The organism is Pseudoduganella sp. R-32, assembly GCF_049913245.1.
GTDB lineage: Bacteria > Pseudomonadota > Gammaproteobacteria > Burkholderiales > Burkholderiaceae_D > Rugamonas.
This window is the reverse complement of record NZ_CP183987.1, coordinates 5,926,044-5,949,582: the sequence shown is the minus strand read 5'-3', so window position 1 is coordinate 5,949,582 and position 23,539 is coordinate 5,926,044. Positions and strand designations below refer to the sequence as shown.

The following is a 23,539-nucleotide window of genomic DNA, read 5'->3' as shown; positions in this document are numbered from 1 at the left end:
GGCCGGTTGCGCTATTTTATGCTAAGAATTTTGCAATGTGGTCAGTCCAAATGTATTTATTTGCAAAATTGGCCTGTCCAGATCAGGCGTCGGCGGAAAACTCCCCGCTATAGCGCTTTCCGCCTATGGTGACGTTGTCGAGAACCAGTGCGCGGACGTTGTGCAGAAGCCACGGTTGCCCGGCATTGCGTGGGGTGCCGAAGTCGCAGTCGCGGATTCTCACGCGCGCGATCGGCGGAAATGCCGCGCCGGCGGGGCCGTTGTAGCTGCTGGCGACAGGACCCAGCATCACGATGGCCTGGTAGCAGGAGACCTTGCCATTGGGCGTGTCGACGTTGCCCACCTTGAGGCCGGAGATCTCGATGTCCGACACTTCGGGAGGGCGCGTGCGCACCACGTCGTCGGCAGGGGCGTAATCGCAGTCGAAGGTGATCACGGCGCCGGCGCTTGATGCGACCGGACCGGACGGCCTGGTGGTGCCGGACAGCGGCTTGTAGAAGCCCGGGCTGGTCTGCACGCCGTTCGGCAGCGTGCAGTCGCGGACGTAGAGGTGGCGCAGGAAGCCGCCACGGTTCATATTGGTCTTCAGGCGGATGGCGGTGTTGAGCGCGTCGCTGGCCCAGTGCAGGTTCCTGAATTCGATCTGCTCGGCGTAGACGTGCTCAATGCCGCCGGCCATTTCGCTGCCCAGCGTGACGCCGCCATGGCCGCTGTTCATCACGCAGTGGCGGATCAGGATGTTGCGGGTGGGGCCATAGTGGGTGTCCCTGTTCTTGCCGGCCTTGATGGCAATGCAGTCGTCGCCGTTGTTGAAGGTGCAGCCTTCCACCAGCACGCCGTCGCAGGCTTCCGGATCGAAGCCATCGCTGTTCGGGCCCAGGCTTTCCATGTTCACGTCCTTGAAGTGGACGTTGCGGCTGGCGACCGGGTGGTGCACCCAGAACGGGGCGCCGACGATCTGGTAGCCCTGGAGCAGGACGTTCTCGCATTCGATCAGTTCGACCATGCAGGGGCGCAGGAAGTGGCCCTGGCCGAACACGCGCTGATCGGCGGGGACACTGGACTCGGAGAGCACGGGCAGGTAGCGCGAGTCGCTCTGCCAGCGATTGCCTGAACCTTGAATCAGGATGCGCTCTCCGGGCGCGCGTTGCACCTGCGCGGCGTTGTTCGGATTGATGGCTGTTTCGGTGCGTTCGCGTGCAGGCTTGCCGCGGCCTTTCCAGTCCCACCAGCATTCGCTCGGATTGTTCTCGAAAGGGGCGCCGCCCTGGCCGTCCAGCACGGAGGTCCAGTCTTCGCCGGTGAGAGCGATGTTCTTCTGGCCGTGGGCATACACCAGCGGGGAGAAGTTCAGGCAATCGTTGCCTTGCCAGCGGCTGCGAACCAGCTTGCCGTTCTTGCCGCAGTCGATGTCGCCGTATTTCGCGTAATCGTCCGGATTGGCGCTGAACACCAGGCGCGCGCCTTTTGCCAAGTGCACTTGGACGTTGGAGCGCAGCACCAGCGGGCCTTTGATGTACCACGCGCCTTCTGGAATGACAACGCGCCCGCCGCCGGCCTGGTGCGCGGCGGCGATTGCAGCGGTGATGGCAGGGTGGCAGTCATGGCTGCCTTTTGCCGGCGTTTGCAGCGTGCCCGGTTCGAGCGATGCGACTTGGCCTTGCACGGAGACCAGCTTGCATGGCTTGGCGCCGAATTCCGTCACCAGGAAATCCTGCTTGCGAAAGGCGATTGGCGTGGCAAACCGCGCGGCGATTTCCCTTGCGCGCAGCCATGGGTCGCCGCCCGACGGGTCACTGGCGGCGGCATTCGCCACGGCCGCCGCGAAACGTGCCAGCGCTGGCTGCGAAGCGATCAATGCCCCGCCGGCGACCGCTGCACGGAGCAAGGCGCGGCGAGCGGATACAGCTGGGCTCGTGTCACTCTTGGGGCCTGACCCCAGGGTGTGACACCGGCTCGGCTGGGTGGTGCGGTGCGGGCCGCTCATTTGCTTGCCGCCAGGGCGGTGCGCACGGGGTTGGCGGCGCGGGCGGCGGCGTTGGCGACGTAGGCTTCCCATTGCTCGCGGGTGGTGATTTCGCCGGCGCGGCTCCAGGCGCCGCCGGCGTAGTAGCGCAGTGGCTTGCCGGCGCTTGCCGGGGCGAGGATCAGTTCATTCAGGGCGTCTTCAGCGAAGCCTTGTGCCGCCGGCACGACGACGGCGGTGCCGAAGGCGCCGTTGCTGGCTTGCTCGACCCATTGCAGCAGCACCTTGCCTTCGCGCCTAGTGGCGATTTGAGGGGTCTGGCCCTTGTCGCTTGGGGTCTTGTTCAGGCCTACGGCAACGGTCAGCGGCTTGTCGCCTGCATAGCTGAAGGTGGACTCGATCATGTCCAGCTGCTGGCCGGCGTCGACGGTGAAGCGCTTGGTTTCCGTCACCGGCAGACCGGCGGCGTCCCATGCGGCGTAGGACAGCTCGAAGATGGAACGTACCGGGCCGTTGGCCAGAACTTTCCAGCTTGCGTAGTTGGTGGATACGTACAGTTTGCCGCCGTCCCACACACCGGTACCGCCGGCGCCGCGCGAGCGGCCGACGTTGTACATGTCCATGCCTTCGCCTTCGTCATGGTGGTAGTGGTCGTGGCCCTTGTTGTACCAGCGATCGACAATCGGATAAGGCACGCGCTTGAACCACAGGTCCAGGCCGGAGGTCACCAGCACCTCCTTCACGACGCCCGCCGGAGCGGGAGCAGCCAGCGCGGGACCGTAGGTGCGGTGGCCGATCTTGTCGTTCTCCCAGCCGAAATCGTCGAGGCGTTCGGGGACGTAGCGGGCAAAGGTTTGCGCCGCGAATACGGGCGCTACGCTGTCGATTTTTTCAACCGTGTAAGTGGCGGACTTTTCGCCGGCCTTGAAGCTATGCTGGAAAATCAGCTCGCCGTAAGCGGTGCCGACGTTCTGCGGGTCTTTCGCCTGCGGCGCGACATTGGTGACCTGGTGCGGCACCACGCGGCCGGAGGCATCGCGCACGGCGATTTTCTGGACCAGGGCGTGCGGCAGGGCCTTGTTCACTTCCGACCAGGGGACGGTCACCGTTTCCGAGGGGCGTGCGATATCGAGGTCGTGCTGCAGCGTGATGGTCAGGCGTTCCGCTGCGCTGGCGGCAATCGCGGGCAGGGCGGCGGCCAGTGCGGCAAGGATGCGGGTGGTCTTCATGACTGCTCCTCAGTGGTGTTCGCGGTAGTCGGTCTGGCCGCCTTTCGGCAGGTAGTGATAGGTGCGGACGCGGTACTGGATGTCGAGCTTGGGATTGGTGACCAGCTTGATCATTTCGGCTCCGGCCAGCAGCACGGGGCCGTAGCCATGCAGGGCGTGCTTGCTGGTTGGCCGGTTGTAGTAGTACACCATGTCGCCGGCCAGGGTGGTGCCGACGCAGGTGCCTTCCACTTCGCCCTGGCCGGTGATTTTCGTCTGCAGCCCGGCCCAGCCGGCTTGTGCGATGGAGCCGTATGGTGCAGGCGAGATCCAGCCCTGGTTGACGGCGTGGGCGATCACGTAGGTGAAGATGGCCGACGCCGAGGTCTCGAGGTAGGAGTCGTTACGGTCGATCATCTGGTGCCACAGGCCGCTGCCGGACTGGCGTTCCGCAATGCCTTGCAGTGACAGGCGCAGTTGCGCCAGCACTTTCGGATAGCCCGGGTGGTCTTTCGGCAGCACGTCGAGCAGGTCGGACATGGCCAGCACCGCCCAGCCGTTGGCGCGCGACCAGTAGAAGTTCGGCGCGTCGTTCATGCCGGCGTGCCAGCCGTGCGTGTACAGCTTGGTTTGCGGGTTGAACAGGTAGCCCGCCATGTTGAGCACATTGTTCACCGCGTCGTCATAGTAGGCGCGCTTGCCGGTCATGCGGCCCATTTCGGCCAGCGCCGGCACGCCCATGTACAGGTCGTCGCCCCACAGCGATTCGGCTTGCGGGCGCTTGCGGGCCAGGGTGCCGTCCTTCAGGCGGTACTGCTTGTTGGCGACCCAGTCGCTGCACGTGGCGATCATGCCGGCCAGGTCGGGGCCGACCTTGGCGGCGCGGGCGCGCATCAAGGCTGCGCACATCGAGCCGGAATCATCGAGCGAGCGCGGGTCGAGGAAGCGCGAGAAGCTGTTGCCGCGCTCCAGCTTGAACTGCTTTTCCTGGGCGGCGAAGTAGGGCCTGGTCTGTTTGAAGAAGTTGAGGTGGCGCTCGGTCATGGCGAGAAAGCTGCGGTCGCCGGTCGCTTCGGCCGCGCGCAGCAGGCCGGAATGCACCACGCCCATTTCGTACACCTGGATGCCGAAGTCGCCCTTGCTCGGTTCGAATATCGCATCGGCTACCGGTGCTTTCAGGTCGGTGATTGTTTCGCCGGTCTTTTTGCTGACGATGCGGGTCGGCGTCACGCTGTCCATGTAGCCGCGTACTTTCTGCAGCGTGCCGGTGATCTCGGCGACGGTCGGCATCTTGTACGGGACCGGGTAGCTGCCTTCACCGGCGTCGTTCGGATTTTTGTTGTCGGTATTGCGGTAAGGACCTTCCGCGTGGGCAGGGCTGAGGGCGAAGAGGCAGGCCAGGGCGGCTGCCAGCAGGGACGATGTCGGCTTCATGGGTCTCCGTGCGACGTTTTAGGTGTGGTGTAACTGCGTCATCTGGTCAGGCCATTCTAATTTGGTCAGACCAAATATGCAAGGTGGACTAGCCAATCGTCGTTTTTGTGTGGCATACTGAAAATGAAGTTCAGGATCATCAAAAGGACATCTAATGAAACTCGCACGCTACATCAAGATGCACGAGGCAGACAACGTTGCCATCGTGGTCAATGACGGCGGCTTGCCGGCCGGCTCGGTATTCCCGGACGGCCTGACGCTGGTGGAAGGCGTGCCACAAGGGCATAAAGTCGCCCTGGTCGACCTGGCTGAAGGCGATCCCGTGACGCGCTACAACGTGACCATCGGCTACGCGGACCAGGCGATTCCACGCGGCTCCTGGGTCTCGGAAAAGGTGCTGCGCATGCCGGGCGCCCGTTCGCTCGATGGCCTGCCGATCGGCACCCGCAAGCCGGCGCCGCTGCCGCCGCTGGAGGGCTACACCTTCCAGGGTTACCGCAATGCGGATGGCTCGGTCGGCACGCGCAATATCCTGGCCGTGACCACCACCGTGCAGTGCGTGTCGGGCGTGGTCGACCACGCGGTCAAGCGCATCAAGGAAGAACTGCTGCCGCGCTATCCGAACGTGGACGACGTGGTGGGGCTGGAGCACATCTACGGTTGCGGCGTGGCGATCGATGCGCCTGGCGCCGACGTGCCAATCCGCACGCTGCGCAATATCAGCAAGAACCCGAATTTCGGCAACCAGGTGATGGTGGTCAGCCTTGGCTGCGAAAAGCTGCCGCCGACCCGCCTGTTCCCTGCCGGGAGCATCCCGATCGCGTCGGCCAACCTCAACTCGGCGGCGGGTGAGCCGGACGTGGTGTGCCTGCAGGATGGCGCGCACGTCGGCTTCAACTCGATGATCGATTCGATCATGCGCACGGCGGAACATCACCTGAAGGTGCTGAACGCGCGCCAGCGCGAAACGGTGCCTGCTTCGGAACTGGTTGTGGGCGTGCAGTGCGGCGGCAGCGATGCCTTCTCGGGCGTGACTGCCAATCCGGCAGTGGGCTTCGCCACCGACCTGCTGGTGCGCGCCGGCGCGGCCGTGATGTTCTCGGAAGTGACCGAAGTACGCGACGGTATCGACCAGCTCACGTCCCGCGCGGAGACGCCTGAGGTGGCGGCGGCAATGATCCGAGAAATGCAATGGTACGACGACTACCTGAAGCGCGGCGGCGTTGACCGCAGCGCCAACACGACGCCGGGCAACAAGAAGGGCGGCCTGTCGAACATCGTGGAGAAAGCCATGGGTTCGATCGTGAAGTCCGGCTCGGGCGCCATCCACGGCGTGCTGTCGCCGGGCGAGAAGCTGACGCAGAAGGGCCTGATCTACGCGGCGACGCCGGCCAGCGATTTCATTTGCGGTACGCTGCAGATGGCGGCCGGCATGAACATCCACGTCTTCACCACCGGCCGCGGCACGCCATACGGCCTGGCGGCGGTACCCGTGATCAAGGTCGCCACCCGCAATGACCTGGCGCAGCGCTGGCACGACCTGATGGACGTGAACGCGGGTCGCATTGCAAGCGGCGAGGCCACCATCGAGGAGGTAGGCTGGGAGCTGTTCCGCCTGATGCTGGATGTGGCGAGCGGCAAGGAAACCTGGGCCGAACACTGGAAGATCCATAATTCACTGGCGCTGTTCAATCCGGCGCCGGTAACCTGATGACGGAGTAAGAGACATGAGCCAAACTGGAAAACCATTCAAGCGCATCCTGATGACCGGTGCCGCCGGCGGCCTGGGCAAGGTGCTGCGCGACCGCATCAAGCCTTGGGCTGAAGTGGTGCGCCTGAGCGATATCGCGGACATGGGCGAGGCGCGTCCCGGCGAGGAACTGGTGCCATGCGACCTGTCCGACAAGGCGGCCGTGATGAAGCTGATGGAAGGTGTGGATGCGGTGCTGCACTTCGGCGGCATCTCGACCGAGGCGCCGTTCGAGGCGATCATGCAGGCCAATATCCTGGGCGTGGCGAACCTGTACGAGGCGGCCTACAAGCACGGCGTGAAGCGCCTGATGTTCGCCAGCTCGAACCATGCGATCGGTTACTACAAGACCACCGATATGCTGGATGCGAACATGCCGACACGTCCGGACAGCATGTACGGCATCTCCAAGGTATTCGGCGAGCAGATGTCGCGCTATTACTACGACCGCTTCGGTATCGAAACCGTTTGCATCCGTATCGGCTCCAGCTTCCCGCAGCCGGCCAACAAGCGCATGATGTCGACCTACCTGTCCTACGACGACCTGACGGAGCTGCTGCGCTGCTCGCTGTTTGCGCCGCGCGTGGGCCACACCATCGTGTTCGGCATGTCGGACAACGATTCGGTATGGTGGGATAACCGCTACGCCGCGCACCTTGGTTATCGCCCGAAGGATTCATCGGCCAAGTTCGCGCATCTGTTCCCGGATACGTCCGAGTTCCCGGAAAAGGACGACGTCACCACGATCTACCAGGGCGGCAAATTCCTGCTCGACGGCCCGATGTTCAAATGATTGAGCTGCGCAGCGGCGGCTTGCGGGCGGTGGTGCTGCCTGCTGTCGGCGGCGGGCTGGCACGGCTTGACTGGGCCGGCAATCCTGGTTGCGCCGGCGCCCTCGCTGCCGAGCCGGTACCCGTGCTGCGTCCCCTTGCCGATGGCGTCGCGCAGCCGCAGCCTGGCCAGCTGGCCTGTTTTCCCCTGGTCCCCTGGTCCAACCGGATCGCCCCTGGCGGCTTTGAGTTCCAGGACCGCCGCATTACGCCGGCGCCGACGCGGGAAGGCGAGCCCTGTCCGATCCACGGCGAAGGCTGGCGCATGCCATGGCATGTGGAGGCGCGGGACGAATGCAGCGTCGTACTCTCGCTCTACCGCCGCGATGGTTCGCCATTCGCATTCACCGCCCACATGGCTTACACGCTGTCGGACAACGTCTTGCGTGTGACGCTCAAGGTCACGAACAACGGCCGGCATCCGCTGCCGTTTGGCCTTGGACTGCATCCATGGATGCCTTGCCCCGACGACGCGCGACTGCGCGCCGTGGCCGACGGCGTGTGGCTGTCCGGCGCCGACAAGTTGCCAGCCGGGCGAAGCGCGCTGCCGCCAGGGTGGAACTTCTGCGGCGAAGCGCCGCGCCCCTTGCCGAGCGACGGCGTCGACAATGCCTTCACCGGCTGGGACGGCAAAGCGCAAATCGACTGGCCATCGCGCCGCTTGCGCCTGCACATCAGCACGGACATGGGCTATTACATCCTGTATGTACCGCCGGGCAAAGACTTCTTCTGCTTCGAGCCCGTGGACCATCCGGTCAATGCGCACAACCTGCCAGGCGGTGCGACTGCGCATGGGCTGACCGTGCTGGCGCCGGGGCAGGACCTGCGGCGTACCGTGCGTTTCACCGTTGAGGAGATTGCGTGAGGACGCTGCAAGCCGTGCTTGCTGCCGCCTGGCTCGGCGCCGGGCCGAGCGCCCTGGCGGCTTCCGATGCGCCATATAACGCCGAAACGACATACGCCAAGCTGGCTGGCCAGTACCCGCACATAGCGATTGCCAGTGCGGAAGCGCCGGCGCCAGTGCGCGTGCTGCGCGACCTTGGCTACGTCCAGCGCGGTGAGCGTGCGTTGCAGCTAGACCTTTACCTGCCCGGGCCAAATGGCGACGGCCGCGGTCGTGCCTGGCCGCTGGTGGTGCTGGTCCACGGTGGCGGATGGCGCAGCGGCACGCGGCAGAATATGGCGCCGCTGGCGGCGCGCCTTGCGGCCAGGGGTTTCGCTGCGGCCACGGTCGACTACCGTTTGTCGGGCGAAGCGCAGTTTCCCGCTGCGATCGACGACGTCAGGGAAGCGATTCGCTGGCTGCGCGCCGCGGCATTGCAATACGGCCTGGATGACAAGCGCATTGCTGTCGCTGGCGGATCGGCGGGCGGCCAGATCGCCGCGCTGGTTGGCACGACGAACGGCCGTGATGCGGCCAGTGCCGTGCAGGCGGCCGTCAATATCGATGGCCTGTCCGACTTCACTTCCGAAGAGGCGCGCAAGCATGAAGACGACCCGTCCAGGAATCCGACCGCAGCCGGAGCATGGTTGGGTGGGCGTTATGCGGAACAGGAGGCGCGCTGGCGAGATGCCTCGCCCCTGACGCATGCAGGCCCCGGCAGTGCCCCGATACTGTTTATCACCAGCGGACAACCGCGCTTCAGCGTCGGGCGGGAGGCCTTGGCGCAACGCCTTGCCCAATACAAAATCCCGACCGAGCACGTGAATCTGCCCGGCACGCCGCATTCGTTCTGGCTGTTCGATCCCTGGCTGGCGCCGGCCGTCGACGCCATGCAAGCCTTCCTGGAGCGCACGTTTGGCGCGCCGCAAATGGCGCGTGCGCCGTGGTCGCCGGACCTGGGCGATGGCCGCTACCGCAACCCGGTCCTGCACGCCGACTATTCGGACCCGGACGTGATCCGCGTCGGCACGCGCTACTACATGACTTCCTCGAGCTTTACCAACGTCCCCGGCCTGCCATTGCTGGAGTCCGACGATATGGTGAACTGGCGGCTGGTCGGCCACGCCTTGCCGCGGCTGGTGCCGGAGGAAGCGTTCCGTGCACCGCAGCACGGCAAAGGCGTGTGGGCGCCATGCCTGCGTTACCACGATGGCAAATTCTGGATCTTCTACCCAGACCCGGATTTCGGCATTTACGTCGTCACCGCCACGCGATTCGGAGGACCCTGGAGCAAGCCCCGGCTGCTCATGGCCGGCAAGGGCCTGATCGACCCTGCGCCGCTGTGGGACGACGATGGCAAGGCATGGCTGCTGCACGGATGGGCAAAGTCGCGCGCTGGCTTCAACAACGTCCTGAGCCTGCGCCCGATGGCGCCGGATGGCAGCCGCATGCTGGATGACGTGAGCCGCGTGGTCATCGACGGCAACACGCTGCCGGGCTACAAGACGCTGGAAGGCCCCAAGCTCTATAAGCACAACGGCTGGTATTACGTGTTCGCGCCGGCTGGCGGTGTGGAGACCGGGTGGCAGTCGGTGTTCCGCTCGCGGCATGTCGACGGACCGTACGAGGCGCGCATCGTGATGGAGCAAGGCAGTTCGGCCGTCAACGGGCCGCACCAGGGGGCCTGGGTGCGTGCGGAGGACGGGACCGACTGGTTCTTTCACTTCCAGGACAAGCGCGCTTTCGGCCGCGTGGTGCATTTACAGCCAATGCGCTGGCAGGACGATGGCTGGCCGATCATTGGCGAAGCTTCGGCCAAGCCTGGCGTTGGTCAACCGGTTGCTGAATTCGCCAAGCCGGCGACCATGGCTGCCGCAGCGTCGGTCCCGGCGCCGGCCTGGCCGGACATCGGCGACGAATTCCGGGCGAAGCGCCTCGCGCCGCAATGGCAATGGGTGGTCAATCCGGCCCCCGGCTGGTACTCGCTGACAGAGCGTGCCGGCTTCCTGCGGCTGTACGCGCAGCCTGCTCCGGTGCCGGCCAATGGCGAAGCGCCGATCGCACCGCTGCGTTCCCTGCCGGCCGTGCTGACGCAGAAACTGCCCGCACCAGTCTTTTCTGCAGTGGCAAAGCTTGAGCTGCAAGCCGTTGCGGACGGCGACACGGTCGGCCTGGCCATGTACGGGCAAAGCTACGCCTGGCTCGGCTTGCACCGCGAGCATGGTGAACTGCGCATTGTCTACGTGCGCTGCGAGGCGGCCAATGACAAATGCAAGGAGCGGCAGGAAGCGTCGAACGCCTTGCCGCTGAAGACTTTCACCCACCTTCGCATGGACGTTGGCGCAGGCGGACAAACCGCCTTCTCCTACAGCCAGGACGGGGTGAACTTCACACCCGCCGGCACGCCGTTCACGGCCGCCATGGGACGCTGGGTTGGCGCCCAGGTCGGGCTGTTCGCCACCGGCGCGAAGGGCGCCTACGCCGATATCGATTATCTGCGCATTACGCCTTAGCGGGATGCTGGCTGCAGTTTGCCGAGGTGGCCGGCACCGGCATTGGTCATGACGTTGGGCTGCACGTCGGCGGCGGGCAGGGCGCGGAAGGCGTACGGCACGCTCCAGCCGACGTCGGTCGCAAAGCCGCAATCTGCCAGCGCCTTGCCGTTCAAGAGCGAGCCGTGGTCCAGCACGGCGCCTGCTTCGGATTTGCCGGGATTGTGCAGCACGTCGCCGCAGCCGCGCGCGCCTTCGATATCGTAGGCGTTGGCATCAATGATCACGCGCGCCTGCCTGGCGATGCCGACGCTGTATTCATGCGGATATTCGGCGTGCTTGCGCGAGCCCTTGTGATAGTTGTTGAACAGGTGGACTTGACCGAATCGCACGCGTGGCGTGCGCGCCGTCACTTGCTCGAAGAAGTTGTTTGAGAAGGTGACGCGCAAGTGGCCTTCATCACCCGTGGCGCGGTCGCTGGCGCCTACCAGCGTGTTCTTTTCGTGCAAAGCGAAGTGGTTGTACGACACCGTGACGAAGTCCGAAGCCGAAGTGATATCTAGCGCGCCGTCGTGGCATTGTTTCAGCATGCCGTTCTCTTTAGGAGACTGGCCGTCGGTGCGCGGCACATCGGTGAAGCTGTTATGGTCGATCCAGACGTGGTGCGATCCGGTGACCGTGATACCGTCGTACAGCGAATTCCAATTGCCATTGGCGCCGTCCTGCGGGTCCCATTTCGGATCGGGATCGCAGGGATTGCTGATCGAAAGGTTGCGGATGATGACCTGGCTCACATTGCCGACTATCAGGCTGGCGTTGACGAAACCGGCATCTTCCCCAAGGCCGATTAACGTGGTGTTGGACGGCAGCCGCACCACGCCGACCTTGGCGCCATCGGCCATGTCGAGGGTGCCGCGCACCTGAATGATGCGCGCGTCGGCAGTGCCGGCCACCGCAGCCTTCAGCTCGGCGGGCGTGGAGACGGTATGCACGTGGCCAGCGGAAGCCGCAGCGCCGCCGCGCGTGCCGCCTTGCTCGCCGGCCCAGCCGTCGGCCGGCGCATGTTCGCGCGCTGCCTGCCGCGATGTGTCGTCCGGATCAGCGAGCGGGCGGAGGGCAGGGAATAGCCGCAGCAGTTCGCGCGCAGCCATGTCGCCGAAGAAGCGGCCGCCTTTCGGGCCAAGGTGGGTGTAGTCGAAGCCCGCACCCTTGGGCTGGGCCAGCGTGTCCGCTTCCGCCGGTCCCATTGCCTGCACGGCTGCCAGCGACAGGGCATTCAGGTCCAGTACGGCCACGCCTTCGCGCTGGGCCACTTCGCGCGCCGCTGTCGCCCACGGCGCCAGGTCGTTCCAGACATAGCCATTCCGGAAGCTGCGGCGGGTGAGGGAAGTCACCAGCACCGGCACGCCGCCGCCAGCCTTCACGTCCGCCACATAGCGTGCCAGGTTGGCGGGATACTCCGTGACCAGGTCCGTCGAGCGGCCCGGTTTGCCCGGCTGGTCGTTGTGGCCGAACTGCATCAGCACGTAAGTGTTGCGGAAGCCTGCGCCGTTGCGCAGCAAGGCCTGCGCCTCGTCCCAACGGCCTTCGGCACGGAAGGAACTTGAGCTGCGGCCGTTCTTGGCGAGATTCAGGCAGGTGGTGTCGGGGCGCTGCCGCCGGCACAGGTAATCGCCATATCCGCCGCCGCTGGCGACGGTCGAATCGCCGACCAGGATGATGCGGTCGGCGGCAAAAGCCGGCAGGCTGGCCACGCAGGCCAGGGACAAAAGGATGTGACGTAGCATGAGGCTCCCCCTGAAGTTCACCTCATTCTATTTTGGCCTGACCATGCATGCAAGTGGTCAGGCCAAATTATTTTAGCCGCGTGAGAAGGTCTTGGTAACGCGTTCCAGGTGGGCGCGCATGGCCTGGCGGGCGCCGGCCGCATCGTGCGCAGCAATGGCCGCCACGATATTGCGATGGTCGTCCAGCGTGTTCTGGCGCAGCTCTTCCGTCTGGAAGTGCTCTTTCAGCTTGTGCCACATGGTGCCGCGCTGGTTCCACAGTGTTTCGACCACCCCCACCAGCGCGGTGTTGCCGGTAGCGCGTGCGATCGCCAGGTGGAAGTTGCGGTCGGCCTGTTCATTGGTGGCGCGGTCAGAGTGGTGCTGCTCCATCTCGGCCGCCGCACGCAGGATCGCATCGATCGCGGAATCGGTCGCCATCTTGGCTGCAATGGCTGCGACTTCGGATTCGATCAGGCGGCGCGCCGCCAGCACTTCGAACGGACCCGGTCCGCCTTCGGCCACGTCGGAAGGAGCGGAAGCCTTTTCGCTGACGTACACGCCCGAACCGCCACGCACTTCGACGATGCCGGACAGCTCCAGGGCAATCAGCGCCTCGCGCAGCGAAGCGCGGCTGACGCTCAGTTTCGCTGCCAGGTCGCGCTCTGCCGGCAGGCGGGTGCTGGGCTTGATGTTCTCTTCGCGGATCAGGTCCTGGATCTTGGCTGCGACCACGCGGTACAGCCGTTGTTCGGCTGCTGGATTCGGCTCCGTAGCAACGGTTTTTTTGTTCATGCGAGGTCCCTTGAGAAGTCGACCGATTTTAATTTGGTCCGGCCAATTTCGCAAGAAAGCAACAGCTGCCAAACGCCGGAGATGTCTCTGATAGGATGTCTGACATCTTTTTTGCATGTATAATGGAGGCCATGACTATTCTCCCTCGCAAGCGACACACCCTGGCCCAGGGCGTGGTCGAACAGATCAGCGGCAGCATCAACAGCGGCGTGCTGAAACCCGGCGACAAGCTGCCGACCGAATCGGCCATCATGGAGCAGCACGGCGTCAGTCGCACCGTGGTGCGCGAAGCCATCTCGCACCTGCAGGCGGCCGGGCTGGTGCAGACCCGCCACGGCATCGGCACCTTCGTGCTGGAGAAGCCGCGCAACAGCGGTGGCCTGGGCATCGATGCCGAGAGCATCGTCACCGTGCGCGATGTGCTGGCCATTCTCGAACTGCGCATCAGCATGGAAACCGAGACCGCTGGCCTGGCTGCTACCCGCCGCAGCGACGAGCAGGTGGCTGAACTGGCGCAGGCGCTGGCAGATATGCGGCAGGCGATGGAGCAGGGCCGCGCCTCGGTGGAAGCCGATCGGCGCTTCCACCTGGTGATCGCCAAGGCCACCGGCAACCGCTACTTCGTCGACATCCTCGGCCAGCTCGGACAGGCGATCATTCCGCGCGCGCGCGTCAACACCGCCAACCTGGCGCAGGACCGCCCGGCCGACTACCTCGAACGCGTGCACCGCGAACACGAAGACATCTTCCGCGCCATCCAGCGCCAGGATCCGGAAGCTGCCCGCGCCGCCATGCGCACCCACCTTTCCAACTCGCGCGAACGCCTGTTGCAGGCCCAGCAACGTTTCGAAAACGCCGCATAAAAAAGGGGTACGTCCCCTTTTTTCGCTTGCGTTCGCTTAAACTAGGTTGTACGATGACTTACAACTGAGCTCGCGCTCGATTCGTGCAAAAACCACACTTAGGAGTCAACGATGTCCATGTCCCCGCAAGAACTCAAGAAAGTCATGTCGTCCGGCCTGCTGTCCTTCCCGATCACCGACTTTGACGCTGAAGGCAATTTCAACGCCAAAACCTATGCCGAACGCCTGGACTGGCTGGCTCCTTACGGCGCGAGCGCACTGTTCGCCGCCGGCGGCACCGGTGAGTTCTTCTCGCTGACCGCTCCTGAATATTCGCAGGTGATCAAGGTTGCCGTGGAAAGCTGCCGCGGCAAGGTGCCGCTGCTGGCTGGCACCGGCGGCCCGACCCGCCAGGCCATCGCGCTGGCGCAGGAAGCAGAGCGCCTGGGCGCCGACGGCCTGCTGCTGCTGCCGCACTACCTGACCGAGGCAAGCCAGGACGGCCTGATCGAACACGTGGCCCAGGTGTGCGCCTCCGTGAAGATCGGCGTGATCGTGTACAACCGCGCCAACTGCCGCCTGAACGCCAATTCGCTGGCGATCCTGGCCGAGCGCTGCCCGAACCTGATCGGCTTCAAGGACGGCGTGGGCGAAATCGAACTGATGGTGCAGATCTACCGCAAGCTGGGCGACCGTTTCTCCTACCTGGGCGGCCTGCCGACTGCGGAAGTGTATGCCGGCGCCTACAAGGCGCTGGGCACTCCGGTCTACTCCTCGGCCGTGTTCAACTTCGTGCCGAAGCTGGCGATGGACTTCTACCACGCCACCGCAGCCGGCAATACCGCCGAAACCGACCGCATGCTGGATGAATTCTTCCTGCCATACCTGGACATTCGCAACCGCAAGGCCGGCTATGCCGTGTCGATCGTCAAGGCTGGCGCCCGCCTGGTTGGCCATTCCGGCGGCCCGGTACGCGCTCCGCTGACGGACCTGACCGCGGAAGAAGACGCCATGCTGCTGGCCCTGATCAAGAAGCAAGGTGCCCAATAATGCAGATCACCGGTGAAATGATCATCGGCCGGCAACTGGTGCGCGGCGCTGCCGGCACGCTGTTGGCCTTCAACCCGGCGACCAGGGAAAACCTGCAGCCGCCGTTCGGCCAGGCCGACCTGACGGATGTGGAGCGAGCCTGCGCGCTGGCCGAACAGGCCTTCGACGCCTACCGCGCCACCACGCCGGAAGCGCGCGCCGCCTTCCTGGAGGCGGTCGCCAGCAACATCGATGCGCTGGGCGCCACCCTGACCGAGCGCGCCATGGCCGAAACCGGCCTGCCGCAAGCGCGCCTGGAAGGCGAGCGTGGCCGCACCGTCAACCAGCTGCGCCTGTTCGCAAAAGTCGTGCGCGATGGCCACTGGCAGCACGCCACGCTGGACTCCGCGCTGCCGCAGCGCACGCCGCCGCGCCCAGACCTGCGCCTGCGCAAGATCGCCGTCGGCCCGGTCGCGGTGTTCGGCGCGTCCAACTTCCCGCTGGCGTTTTCTGTCGCGGGCGGCGACACCGCATCTGCGCTGGCCGCCGGCTGCCCGGTCGTGGTGAAGGCGCATGCCGCCCATCCTGGCACGTCCGAGCTGGTGGCGCGCGCCGTGCAGAAGGCGGTCGCCGATTGCGGCATGCCGGAAGGCGTGTTCTCCATGATTCACGGCGATGGCCGCGTGGTTGGCCAGGCGCTGGTTGCCAACCCGTCGATCAAGGCTGTCGGCTTTACCGGCTCGCGCCAGGGCGGTACGGCCCTGATGCGCACCGCCGCCGCGCGCCATGAGCCGATCCCGGTTTATGCGGAAATGAGCAGCATCAATCCGGTCTTCATGCTGCCCGCGGTCCTGGCTGCAAACGCCGAAGCACTGGGCGCCGCTTTCGTCGAGTCGCTGACCATGGGCGTCGGCCAGTTCTGCACCAATCCAGGCCTGGTGATCGGCGTGGCCGGTCCGGATTTCGACCGCTTTGCCGCAGCCGCAGCCGCTGCGCTGCAGCCGAAAGGCGCCGGCACCATGCTGACCGCCGGCATCCACAAGGCGTATGAATCCGGCGTCGGCCGCTTGTCCGATGCCGCAGGCGTCAAGCTGCTGGCCCTGGGGCAGCAAGAGGGCGCCGGCTGCGCCGCCCAGGCTGCGCTGTTCCGCGTCGACGCGGAGACTTTCGTTGCCAGCCACGCGCTGCAGGAAGAAGTCTTCGGCCCGGCCTCGGTACTGATCGCCTGCCGCGACGAAGCCGAAATGCTGCGCCTTGCCGCCAGCCTGGAAGGGCAGCTGACCGCCACCGTGCACTGCACGGCCGACGACCATCCGCTGGCGGGCCGGCTGCTGCCGACGCTGGAACGCAAGGCGGGCCGCGTGCTGTTCAACGGCTTTCCGACCGGCGTCGAGGTCTGCCACGCGATGGTGCACGGCGGCCCGTTCCCGGCCACTTCGGACACCCGCACCACGTCCGTCGGCGCCACGGCCATCGAGCGCTTCCTGCGTCCGGTAAGCTACCAGAATGTGCCGGCGGCCTTGCTGCCGGCCGCCCTGCAGGACGATAATCCACTGCGCCTGGCACGCATCGTGGATGGGGAGCTGCGCACGGCAGTTTGATTGAGTAGTACGGCCGGAGGAGACGCCGGCCGCTTTCGAATACAAGAAACTATGAATCAGCCCAACCCGCAAGCCGTCGGCCTGGCGGCCGAACCGGCCGCCGCCATCGGCAAATACCGCTGGACCATCTGTGGCCTGCTGTTCTTCGCCACCACCATCAACTACCTCGACCGCCAGGTGCTGTCGCTGCTGGCGCCCGCGCTGTCGAAGGAATTCGGCTGGTCAAATACCGACTACGCCAACATCGCCGCCGTGTTCCAGTTCGTGTACGCGATCTCGATGCTGTTCGCCGGCCGCGTGATCGACAGGATGGGCACGCGCCGCGCCTTCGTGCTGGCCATTGTCGTATGGTCGCTTGGCGCGATCCTGCACGCCTACTCGGTGCCGATCGGCGCCACGTTCTCCAACGTCCTCGCTGCGGTGGGCATTGCCGCCGTACCCGTATCGGTGGCCGGCTTCATGGTGGGCCGCGCCGTGCTCGCGCTGGGCGAGGCAGGCAACTTCCCTGCCGCCATCAAGGCCACCGCAGAATACTTCCCGAAGAAGGAGCGCTCCTTCGCCACCGGCATCTTCAACTCCGGCGCGAATATCGGCGCGATCCTGGCGCCGATCACGGTGCCTCTGATCGCCGAGGCCTGGGGCTGGCAGTCCGCCTTCATCATCATCGGCGCAATCGGCTTCCTCTGGATGGGCTTCTGGCTGGTTTTCTACGATGCGCCGTCAAGGCAGAAGCGCCTGTCGCGCGCGGAACTCGATTACATCAACAGCGATGCGGCCGATGCTCCGGCGGCAGCGCCGGCCGGCGCCGCTGCGCGCAAGGCTTCCTGGTTCAAGCTGCTGGCCTACCGCCAGACCTGGGCTTTCACGGTCGGCAAATTCCTGACCGACGGCGTCTGGTGGTTCTTCCTTTTCTGGCTGCCGAAGTTCATGTCGGCCCAGTACGGCGTGTCGGCCACCGAAATGGTGGTGCCGCTTGCGGTGCTGTATTCGATGACCATGTTCGGCTCCATCGGCGGCGGCTGGTTCCCGACCTTCTTCATCAATCGCGGCGCCAGCGTTTATCACGGCCGCATGCGCGCCATGCTGGCCATCGCTTTCTTCCCGCTGGCGGTGCTGCTGGCGCAGCCGCTTGGCTACCTCGGCATCTGGGTGCCGGTGATCCTGATCGGCATCGGCGCCTCGGCGCACCAGGCATGGTCCGCCAACCTGTTCACCACCGTGTCGGACATGTTCCCGAAGCACAGCGTCGGCTCCGTGGTGGGCATCGGCGGCATGGCAGGCGGCCTGGGCGGCGTGCTGATCACCAAGGTGGCCGGCAAGCTGTTCGACTATTACAACGCGCTGGGCCAGATCCAGACCGGCTACATGATCATGTTCACCTTCTGCGCACTGGCTTACCTGCTCGCCTGGTGCATCATGAAGGCGCTGGTGCCGGCGCATAAGGAAATCACTGACCTCTGATGGAAAAAGTAAGCGGTGTACATTGCACGGTGGGTGAAAGCCCCACCTGGCACGCGGGCGAGGGCGCCTGGTATTGGGTCGACATTCCGGCGCGCCGCATCTGGCGCCTCGATTACGCCAGCGGCGCGACCCGCTTCTGGGATGCCCCGGAGATGGTGGCCTGCCTGTCGCCCGCCGCGCGCGGCGGCTTCATCGCAGGCATGGAGACGGGCATCTTCCACCTCGTGCTGCAGGATGACGGCAGCGTATCGGCGGAGCGCCTGGCTGCGCCGCCATCTTCCGAGCTGGGCCAGGGCATGCGCTTCAACGACGGCCGCTGCGACCGGCAAGGACGCTTCTGGGCCGGCACCATGTTCATGGACATGGCGGCGGAACGCGCGGTCGGTCAGCTCTATCGTTATACCGCCGCGGAAGGGCTGTCTGCGCCTTTCGTGTCCGGCATGCTGACCCAGAACGGCACGGCGTTCTCGCCACGCGGCGACGTGATGTACCTGTCCGACTCGCACCCGAAGCGGCGCATGGTGTGGGCCTTTGATTACGACATCGGCAGCGGCACGCCGCACAACAAGCGCATCTTCCTCGACCTGGGCACGCAGAAAGGCCGTCCCGACGGTGCCGCCGTCGATGCCGACGGCTGCTACTGGACCTGCGCCAATGACGGCGGCCTGCTGCAGCGCTACACGCCGGGCGGCGCGCTCGATCGGGCAATCGCACTGCCGTTTGCCAAGCCATCGATGTGCAGTTTCGGCGGTCCCGACCTGTCCACGCTGCTGGTGACCTCGATCGACCCGGGCAATGCCGGCGACGACTGGCCCGGCTCGGTCTTGCTGCTGCGTCCCGGCGTGCAGGGTCTCGCCGAAGTTCGATGGAACGCGCATTAATCTGTTGCAATTCTGCAAAAGTGAGTTTTCTTTTTGTTAATTTCCGTTCATACTTTATTTTTTACCAATTGCAAATAAAGTATGAAACTTTTCGTTTTGCCGGCCATGCTGCTGGCGCTTGCCGTGCCGGCGCAGGCTGGCATTACAAGCAGCTTTAACGTCACTTCCGCAGTTCATTGGACGTCCACGGGAGCGGGCACTCTGGAAGACTCGGAAGTCTTCACCCCATTTGGCGGGACAATGCGCTCCAGTCTGACGCCGTCGAGCTGCTTCGGCAGCTATTCCGGGACCGAGCATAACTCGCATTGCTGGTTCGATCTGGACACCGCAGACTTCCGCTCGCCGTACGACGATGCATACCAGCGGCGGACGGGAAGCACGGAACCTCCCCGTGCAGGCCTGATTTCCCGGCTCCAGGTCAATGGCGATGGTAGCTATACAGGCTACTTCAATTTCACTACCATCAGTTACGTGGATTCTGACGACGCGACCGGTATCACTCGCAAGGGCTTTTTCACCGGTTACATATTTCGCTATCAGGGCGCAGGGCTGGCTCTCGATACGGCCATGGATGCGGCACTTGCAGGCTCCTTGTGGCAGCGCCAGGCTTTTACCAGGAAGACTTTCATGACAGAGTGGGATCGCAGCAGCGTCGATCCGGTGACTGGCGACGAGTCGCTGATCGAGGCGGAAGGATGGGATGGCAAGCTGGAAATGGCTGCCGTGCCTGAACCGGCGGCGCCTGCACTGTTTGGCATCGGCCTGGTTGCCATCGCAGGGCTGCGCAGGCGGAAGCGCGGCTAATTTGCCGGATCCTCTTGCAGGGCGCTGCAGAATGCCGCGCTGGCTTGGTCGGCCGGGAAGCACGATTCGATGTGGAGTTCTTCCAGCGTGACGTCGCGCGGGGTGCCGAAGGTGGTGATGGTGGAGAAGAATGCCACGCGCCGGCCGTCGCGCTCGAATACGGTTTCAAGCAGCGGCGCGGGCACGGCGCGCAGGTCGCGCTGGCGCCATTTTTCAGGCACACCCGGATAGGCCAGGACTTCTTCCAGCAGCTCGCGCGCCTTCGCGTCGCTGGGCGCCGTGGCGACCAGCTTGTGCAGGTGGGCCAGCAGGGTGCCCGCGATTTCCTCCCAATTTACGAGTACGGCACGCAAGTCCTGCGGGTCGAAGGCATGGCGCAGCATATTGCGGTGCGGGCTGTCGCGGCCGCCCAGCAGCCAGCGGTTCATGCGGACGGCGGCGCCGTTCGCCATCACGATATCCCAGTGGCGATTCATCAGGAAGGCGGGGTAGGGTTCCTGCTGCTTCAGCATTGCTTCGATCGCGCGCCGCATCGGCGCCAGCTCGGGATTGGCCAGCGCCGATTCCGTGTAGCGCGGCGCATAGCCGGCGGCGACCAGCAGCGAGTTGCGGTCGCGCAGCGTCATTTCCAGCGTGTCGGCGAGGCGCGCCAGGATCTCGCGGCTGGGCTGGGCCTTGCCGGTTTCAATGCAGCTCAAGTGGCGTGTGGAGAGGCCGGCGTCCAGCGCCAGGTCCATCTGGCTCAGGCGGCGGGCGGAGCGCCACTCGCGCAGCAGGGCGCCGACGTGGGCGATCGGAAGCGGGTTTGCATTCATGTGGCCATGGTAACAAGGTTTTGCGCTGCGCTTCCATGACCTGGGAGGTCATTGCTTCGCATCAGACCCGGCCCGATCATGCATCCCATCGAAACCCGTCTTGCAGGAGATGAGCATGAATCGCAGAAGCCTTTTGAAAGCCGCCATTGCATTCGCCGCTGCGGCCGGCGTGGCGCGCCCTGCCAGCGCCGCGGGCGCGGCGAAGGAATTGGCGCCCGCCGATGCGGCGCTGCGGGCCGAGGCGGCGCGCGATGCGCGTGCGTGGCGCGCCTCGCGGCGCTTTGTGGCCACCAGCGCTGGACGCGTTGCGGTGGTCGAGCGCGGACGCGGCCCGCAGGCAGCGCTGTTCCTGCACGGCCTGCCGCTAAACAGCTTCCAGTGGCGCGGCGCAATAGCGCGCCTGGCGCCGCATCGCCGCTGCATCGCGCCGGACTTTCTTGGCCTTGGCCATAGCGAACCGGCGCCGCAAGCCAAACTCGATCCGGAAGGCCAGGTCGCCATGCTGGCCGAACTGCTCGACAAGCTGGGCGTCGAGAAGGTTGACGTGGTTGCGAGCGACAGCGGCGGCGCCGTGGCGCAACTGTTCCTGGTGCTGCATCCCGAGCGCGTGCGCAGCCTGCTGCTTGCCAACTGCGACACCGAACTCGATTGCCCGCCGCCGGCCATGCAGCCGGTGATCGAACTGGCAAAGCAGGGCAAGTTCGCGCAGGAGTGGCTGGCGCCCTGGCTGGCCGACAAGGACAAGGCGCGCTCGCCCGAAGGCCTGGGCGGCATCTGCTACGCCCGGCCGGCCGCGCTGGCGGACGAGGTGTTCGAAACCTACCTGCGCCCCCTGGTCGACAACCCGCAGCGCCTGCACGGCTACATCGCTGCGCTGGAACGCAATGCCCTGCACGGCATCAAGCCCGCCCTGAAGGCCAGCACGGCGCCGGTGCGCGTGCTGTGGGGCATGGCCGATGAAATCTTCCCGCCGCGCGGCGCCGACTATCTCGAGCAGGCATTCGGCAACAGCAAGGGCGTGCGCCGCATCGAAGGCGGCAAGCTGTTCTGGCCCGAGGAGCAGCCAGGCCTGGTGGCGCGGGAAGCGCTGGCGCTGTGGCGCAGCGCCTGATGCCTAGCGCTTGCGGTAGATGCACACCATGATATCGCTGGGGAATAGCCGCATCAGCGGCAGCAGCAGCCAGCGCATGCCCAGGTAGCGCAGCGGCGCCTTGAATGGATGGAGTTGGCCAAACACGGTCATCCAGCGCCACATGCCCTGCTTTTTCACTACGGCCAGTTCGCTGCTGTGGCGCAGCGTGAAGCCTTCTCGCTCCACCAGCCTGGTAAGGTTGGCCGGGTTGAAGTAATGGACATGCGGCGAAGGCATGCCTTTCTGCCACAGCCGGTCGAACGGGCCATGCAGCCCGACGCGGGCGAACAGCTTGGACAGGCGGTAGCACAGGCCGCGGCTGCTGGGCAGGTTGAGCACCAGCGTGCCGTCCGGGGCCAGGTGCTGGTGGCAGTCGCGCAGGGCGGCGCGGATATCGGGGATATGTTCGATCACTTCATTCAGCACGATGATGTCGAACTGCTCCCCGTCCGTCAGCGCCTGGGGGAAGTAGCCGAGGCGCACCGGCAGCCCGCGCTCGCTCGCCTGCCGGGCCAGCACTTCGTCCGGCTCGACCCCCAGCACGTCGAACGCGCAGGCTGCCGACTCCAGGAGCCACCCATGGGCGCTGCCCACGTCAAGCAAGGTGTTGGCGCGCGGCGCCGCGAACTGGCGGGTGAGGGCGACGATGGTGCGGCAGTTCTCCTGGCGCAGCGCATTCAGGGACGCTTCGCGCAGGTCTTCGTCGCTTGTCGCGGGTGTGGCGGAATGGGCTGCGCCTTCGTAGGCGCAGCCGGGGCAGGTCCGGTGCCAGCCTGACAGGCCGGTCTTCAATGGGGCGTAGCAAATAATACAAGTCATGCGCGCCACGATAGCATGCTTACATTGTTGCGATATTCACAAATACTCACTTTGCAGACTGCGGTAGAATCGCAGGTTTGGATCTTTCCGAGGTTTCGCAATGAAATGGGCTGTTGTCGGCTTTTACATCCTGTCCGTCCTGCATATCCACTTCCGTGGCAAGGTACGTCTCCCGATCGGCCGCCAACTGTTCGACCACTCGTCGTTCATGGCCCCCATCAATATCTTCATGCACTGGTTCTCGCGCGTGCCATCCACGCCCTACCTGCCGGTTGACACCTTCAAGGAACTCAAGCCGCTGGAAGACAACTGGCAAGTGATCCGCGCCGAAGCGGAAAACCTGCTGCGCCTGCAGAAGATCAAGGCGTCGGAAAAGAACGACGACGCCGGCTTCAATTCCTTTTTCAAGAATGGCTGGAAGCGCTTTTACCTGAAGTGGTACAACGCCAGCCACCCTTCGGCCCAGGAACTGTGCCCGCAGACCTATGCGCTGCTGGCCGCGATCCCGTCGGTGAAGGCGGCCATGTTTGCCGAACTGCCGCCGGGCGGCAAGCTCAATCCGCACCGCGACCCGTTCGCCGGCTCGCTGCGCTACCACCTGGGCCTGGCCACGCCGAACGACGACCGCTGCTTCATCGACGTCGACGGCGAGCGCCATAGCTGGCGCGACGGCCAGGGCGTGATCTTCGATGAAACCTATATTCACTGGGCCATCAACGGTTCCGAGAGCGACCGCATCATCCTGTTCTGCGACGTGGAGCGTCCGATGCGCTATCGCTGGGCGCAGGCGATCAACCGCTTCCTCGGCCGCACCATGATGACTGCCGCCGCCTCGCCCAACGAGCAGGGCGACCAGGTCGGCCTGGTGTCGAAGCTGTTCCGCGTCTCCTTCTACGCCGGCAAATACCGCCGCGCCTTCAAGGCCTGGAACAAGACCGTCTACAAGTTCACCAAGTTTGGCCTTATCATCGGCCTCGCAGCAGCAATCTATTACATGTGAGGCGGCCCGCGCTGCCTCGTCAAAAGGAGGC

General features: G+C 65.0%; 19 protein-coding genes. 12 read left to right on the top strand and 7 right to left on the bottom strand.

Going from position 1 to position 23,539, the window contains the following annotated elements; translation table 11 throughout:
* Positions 1 to 82 precede the first annotated feature (82 nt).
* The 3 genes from ACN9MU_RS27195 to ACN9MU_RS27185 are packed head-to-tail and all read right to left on the bottom strand — an operon-like array spanning position 83 to position 4,608.
* Positions 83 to 1,987 (bottom strand): glycoside hydrolase family 28 protein, encoded by a 1,905-nt coding sequence (locus ACN9MU_RS27195; RefSeq protein WP_426343721.1) that lies wholly within the window; start codon positions 1,985 to 1,987, stop codon positions 83 to 85.
* Entirely contained in the window at positions 1,984 to 3,195 is a 1,212-nt protein-coding gene (locus ACN9MU_RS27190) for a DUF4861 family protein (RefSeq protein WP_426319163.1), read from the bottom strand. Before ACN9MU_RS27190 ends, ACN9MU_RS27195 begins: the two co-directional genes overlap by 4 nt.
* A gap of 9 nt (positions 3,196 to 3,204) precedes the next feature.
* Positions 3,205 to 4,608 (bottom strand): glycoside hydrolase family 88/105 protein, encoded by a 1,404-nt coding sequence (locus ACN9MU_RS27185; protein ID WP_426343720.1) that lies wholly within the window; start codon positions 4,606 to 4,608, stop codon positions 3,205 to 3,207.
* A gap of 154 nt (positions 4,609 to 4,762) precedes the next feature.
* Here ACN9MU_RS27185 and garD point away from each other — a divergent pair, with 154 nt between their 5' ends.
* Genes garD through ACN9MU_RS27165 form a run of 4 tightly spaced genes read left to right on the top strand, consistent with a single transcriptional unit; the run spans position 4,763 to position 10,584 of the window.
* Entirely contained in the window at positions 4,763 to 6,319 is a 1,557-nt protein-coding gene (gene garD, locus ACN9MU_RS27180) for a galactarate dehydratase (protein WP_426343719.1), read from the top strand.
* A gap of 16 nt (positions 6,320 to 6,335) precedes the next feature.
* The gene (locus ACN9MU_RS27175) at positions 6,336 to 7,151 is read left to right on the top strand and encodes an NAD-dependent epimerase/dehydratase family protein (protein ID WP_426319160.1); all 816 of its coding nucleotides are present in this window, start codon (positions 6,336 to 6,338) and stop codon (positions 7,149 to 7,151) included.
* Positions 7,148 to 8,053 (top strand): aldose 1-epimerase, encoded by a 906-nt coding sequence (locus ACN9MU_RS27170; RefSeq protein ID WP_426319159.1) that lies wholly within the window; start codon positions 7,148 to 7,150, stop codon positions 8,051 to 8,053. Before ACN9MU_RS27175 ends, ACN9MU_RS27170 begins: the two co-directional genes overlap by 4 nt.
* Positions 8,050 to 10,584, top strand: coding sequence for a family 43 glycosylhydrolase (locus tag ACN9MU_RS27165; protein WP_426164562.1), 2,535 nt, complete (start codon positions 8,050 to 8,052; stop codon positions 10,582 to 10,584). The genes ACN9MU_RS27170 and ACN9MU_RS27165 overlap by 4 nt, the downstream gene beginning before the upstream one ends.
* On the opposite strand, the gene ACN9MU_RS27160 is transcribed toward ACN9MU_RS27165, so the two are convergent.
* Positions 10,581 to 12,350: a GDSL-type esterase/lipase family protein gene (locus tag ACN9MU_RS27160; protein WP_426343718.1), complete on the bottom strand. Its 1,770-nt coding sequence runs from the start codon at positions 12,348 to 12,350 to the stop codon at positions 10,581 to 10,583. The genes ACN9MU_RS27165 and ACN9MU_RS27160 overlap by 4 nt on opposite strands.
* Before the next feature lie 72 nt (positions 12,351 to 12,422).
* Positions 12,423 to 13,124 (bottom strand): FadR/GntR family transcriptional regulator, encoded by a 702-nt coding sequence (locus ACN9MU_RS27155; protein ID WP_426343717.1) that lies wholly within the window; start codon positions 13,122 to 13,124, stop codon positions 12,423 to 12,425.
* A 131-nt stretch (positions 13,125 to 13,255) separates the two neighbouring features.
* Between ACN9MU_RS27155 and ACN9MU_RS27150 the strand changes: the two genes are divergently transcribed.
* From ACN9MU_RS27150 to ACN9MU_RS27125, 6 genes are all read left to right on the top strand, one after another.
* Complete coding sequence (locus ACN9MU_RS27150; protein WP_426164556.1) at positions 13,256 to 13,987, top strand: FadR/GntR family transcriptional regulator; 732 nt, start codon at positions 13,256 to 13,258, stop codon at positions 13,985 to 13,987.
* Positions 13,988 to 14,104: 117 nt separating this feature from the next.
* The gene (kdgD, locus tag ACN9MU_RS27145) at positions 14,105 to 15,016 is read left to right on the top strand and encodes a 5-dehydro-4-deoxyglucarate dehydratase (RefSeq protein WP_426164554.1); all 912 of its coding nucleotides are present in this window, start codon (positions 14,105 to 14,107) and stop codon (positions 15,014 to 15,016) included.
* The gene (locus tag ACN9MU_RS27140; RefSeq protein WP_426164552.1) at positions 15,016 to 16,596 is read left to right on the top strand and encodes an aldehyde dehydrogenase (NADP(+)); all 1,581 of its coding nucleotides are present in this window, start codon (positions 15,016 to 15,018) and stop codon (positions 16,594 to 16,596) included. The genes kdgD and ACN9MU_RS27140 overlap by 1 nt, the downstream gene beginning before the upstream one ends.
* Positions 16,597 to 16,647: 51 nt before the next feature.
* Positions 16,648 to 18,057: an MFS transporter gene (locus ACN9MU_RS27135; RefSeq protein ID WP_426164550.1), complete on the top strand. Its 1,410-nt coding sequence runs from the start codon at positions 16,648 to 16,650 to the stop codon at positions 18,055 to 18,057.
* On the top strand, positions 18,057 to 18,938 hold the full coding sequence (locus ACN9MU_RS27130) for an SMP-30/gluconolactonase/LRE family protein (RefSeq protein ID WP_426343716.1): 882 nt from the start codon (positions 18,057 to 18,059) through the stop codon (positions 18,936 to 18,938). The genes ACN9MU_RS27135 and ACN9MU_RS27130 overlap by 1 nt, the downstream gene beginning before the upstream one ends.
* Positions 18,939 to 19,019: 81 nt before the next feature.
* Positions 19,020 to 19,742 (top strand): PEP-CTERM sorting domain-containing protein, encoded by a 723-nt coding sequence (locus ACN9MU_RS27125; protein ID WP_426319154.1) that lies wholly within the window; start codon positions 19,020 to 19,022, stop codon positions 19,740 to 19,742.
* Here ACN9MU_RS27125 and ACN9MU_RS27120 read toward each other — a convergent pair.
* Positions 19,739 to 20,557 carry a helix-turn-helix domain-containing protein gene (locus tag ACN9MU_RS27120; protein WP_426343715.1) on the bottom strand — a complete coding sequence of 273 codons (819 nt, stop codon included), beginning with the start codon at positions 20,555 to 20,557 and terminating at the stop codon, positions 19,739 to 19,741. The two genes, ACN9MU_RS27125 and ACN9MU_RS27120, sit on opposite strands and share 4 nt — an antisense overlap.
* Before the next feature lie 115 nt (positions 20,558 to 20,672).
* On the opposite strand from ACN9MU_RS27120, the gene ACN9MU_RS27115 reads away from it, so the two are divergent.
* Positions 20,673 to 21,668, top strand: a complete 996-nt coding sequence (locus tag ACN9MU_RS27115; protein WP_426319153.1) for an alpha/beta fold hydrolase — start codon at positions 20,673 to 20,675, stop codon at positions 21,666 to 21,668.
* A gap of 3 nt (positions 21,669 to 21,671) precedes the next feature.
* Here ACN9MU_RS27115 and ACN9MU_RS27110 read toward each other — a convergent pair whose 3' ends face one another.
* Complete coding sequence (locus tag ACN9MU_RS27110) at positions 21,672 to 22,508, bottom strand: methyltransferase domain-containing protein (protein WP_426343714.1); 837 nt, start codon at positions 22,506 to 22,508, stop codon at positions 21,672 to 21,674.
* A 100-nt stretch (positions 22,509 to 22,608) separates the two neighbouring features.
* On the opposite strand from ACN9MU_RS27110, the gene lpxO reads away from it, so the two are divergent.
* Positions 22,609 to 23,508 carry a lipid A hydroxylase LpxO gene (gene lpxO / locus ACN9MU_RS27105; protein ID WP_426164536.1) on the top strand — a complete coding sequence of 300 codons (900 nt, stop codon included), beginning with the start codon at positions 22,609 to 22,611 and terminating at the stop codon, positions 23,506 to 23,508.
* The last annotated feature ends 31 nt before the right edge of the window (positions 23,509 to 23,539 follow it).

What these genes read in the sequence shown, in the direction of transcription:
- ACN9MU_RS27125 (WP_426319154.1), top strand. Translation starts at nt 19,020, where the DNA reads ATGAAACTTTTCGTTTTGCCGGCCATGCTGCTGGCGCTTGCCGTGCCG.
- ACN9MU_RS27120 (WP_426343715.1), bottom strand. Translation starts at nt 20,557, where the DNA reads ATGAATGCAAACCCGCTTCCGATCGCCCACGTCGGCGCCCTGCTGCGC.
- ACN9MU_RS27140 (WP_426164552.1), top strand. Translation starts at nt 15,016, where the DNA reads ATGCAGATCACCGGTGAAATGATCATCGGCCGGCAACTGGTGCGCGGC.
- ACN9MU_RS27115 (WP_426319153.1), top strand. Translation starts at nt 20,673, where the DNA reads ATGAATCGCAGAAGCCTTTTGAAAGCCGCCATTGCATTCGCCGCTGCG.
- ACN9MU_RS27185 (WP_426343720.1), bottom strand. Translation starts at nt 4,608, where the DNA reads ATGAAGCCGACATCGTCCCTGCTGGCAGCCGCCCTGGCCTGCCTCTTC.
- ACN9MU_RS27175 (WP_426319160.1), top strand. Translation starts at nt 6,336, where the DNA reads ATGAGCCAAACTGGAAAACCATTCAAGCGCATCCTGATGACCGGTGCC.
- ACN9MU_RS27150 (WP_426164556.1), top strand. Translation starts at nt 13,256, where the DNA reads ATGACTATTCTCCCTCGCAAGCGACACACCCTGGCCCAGGGCGTGGTC.
- ACN9MU_RS27190 (WP_426319163.1), bottom strand. Translation starts at nt 3,195, where the DNA reads ATGAAGACCACCCGCATCCTTGCCGCACTGGCCGCCGCCCTGCCCGCG.
- ACN9MU_RS27195 (WP_426343721.1), bottom strand. Translation starts at nt 1,987, where the DNA reads ATGAGCGGCCCGCACCGCACCACCCAGCCGAGCCGGTGTCACACCCTG.
- garD (WP_426343719.1), top strand. Translation starts at nt 4,763, where the DNA reads ATGAAACTCGCACGCTACATCAAGATGCACGAGGCAGACAACGTTGCC.
- ACN9MU_RS27160 (WP_426343718.1), bottom strand. Translation starts at nt 12,350, where the DNA reads ATGCTACGTCACATCCTTTTGTCCCTGGCCTGCGTGGCCAGCCTGCCG.
- ACN9MU_RS27130 (WP_426343716.1), top strand. Translation starts at nt 18,057, where the DNA reads ATGGAAAAAGTAAGCGGTGTACATTGCACGGTGGGTGAAAGCCCCACC.
- ACN9MU_RS27155 (WP_426343717.1), bottom strand. Translation starts at nt 13,124, where the DNA reads ATGAACAAAAAAACCGTTGCTACGGAGCCGAATCCAGCAGCCGAACAA.
- ACN9MU_RS27170 (WP_426319159.1), top strand. Translation starts at nt 7,148, where the DNA reads ATGATTGAGCTGCGCAGCGGCGGCTTGCGGGCGGTGGTGCTGCCTGCT.
- kdgD (WP_426164554.1), top strand. Translation starts at nt 14,105, where the DNA reads ATGTCCCCGCAAGAACTCAAGAAAGTCATGTCGTCCGGCCTGCTGTCC.
- ACN9MU_RS27110 (WP_426343714.1), bottom strand. Translation starts at nt 22,508, where the DNA reads ATGACTTGTATTATTTGCTACGCCCCATTGAAGACCGGCCTGTCAGGC.
- ACN9MU_RS27135 (WP_426164550.1), top strand. Translation starts at nt 16,648, where the DNA reads ATGAATCAGCCCAACCCGCAAGCCGTCGGCCTGGCGGCCGAACCGGCC.
- lpxO (WP_426164536.1), top strand. Translation starts at nt 22,609, where the DNA reads ATGAAATGGGCTGTTGTCGGCTTTTACATCCTGTCCGTCCTGCATATC.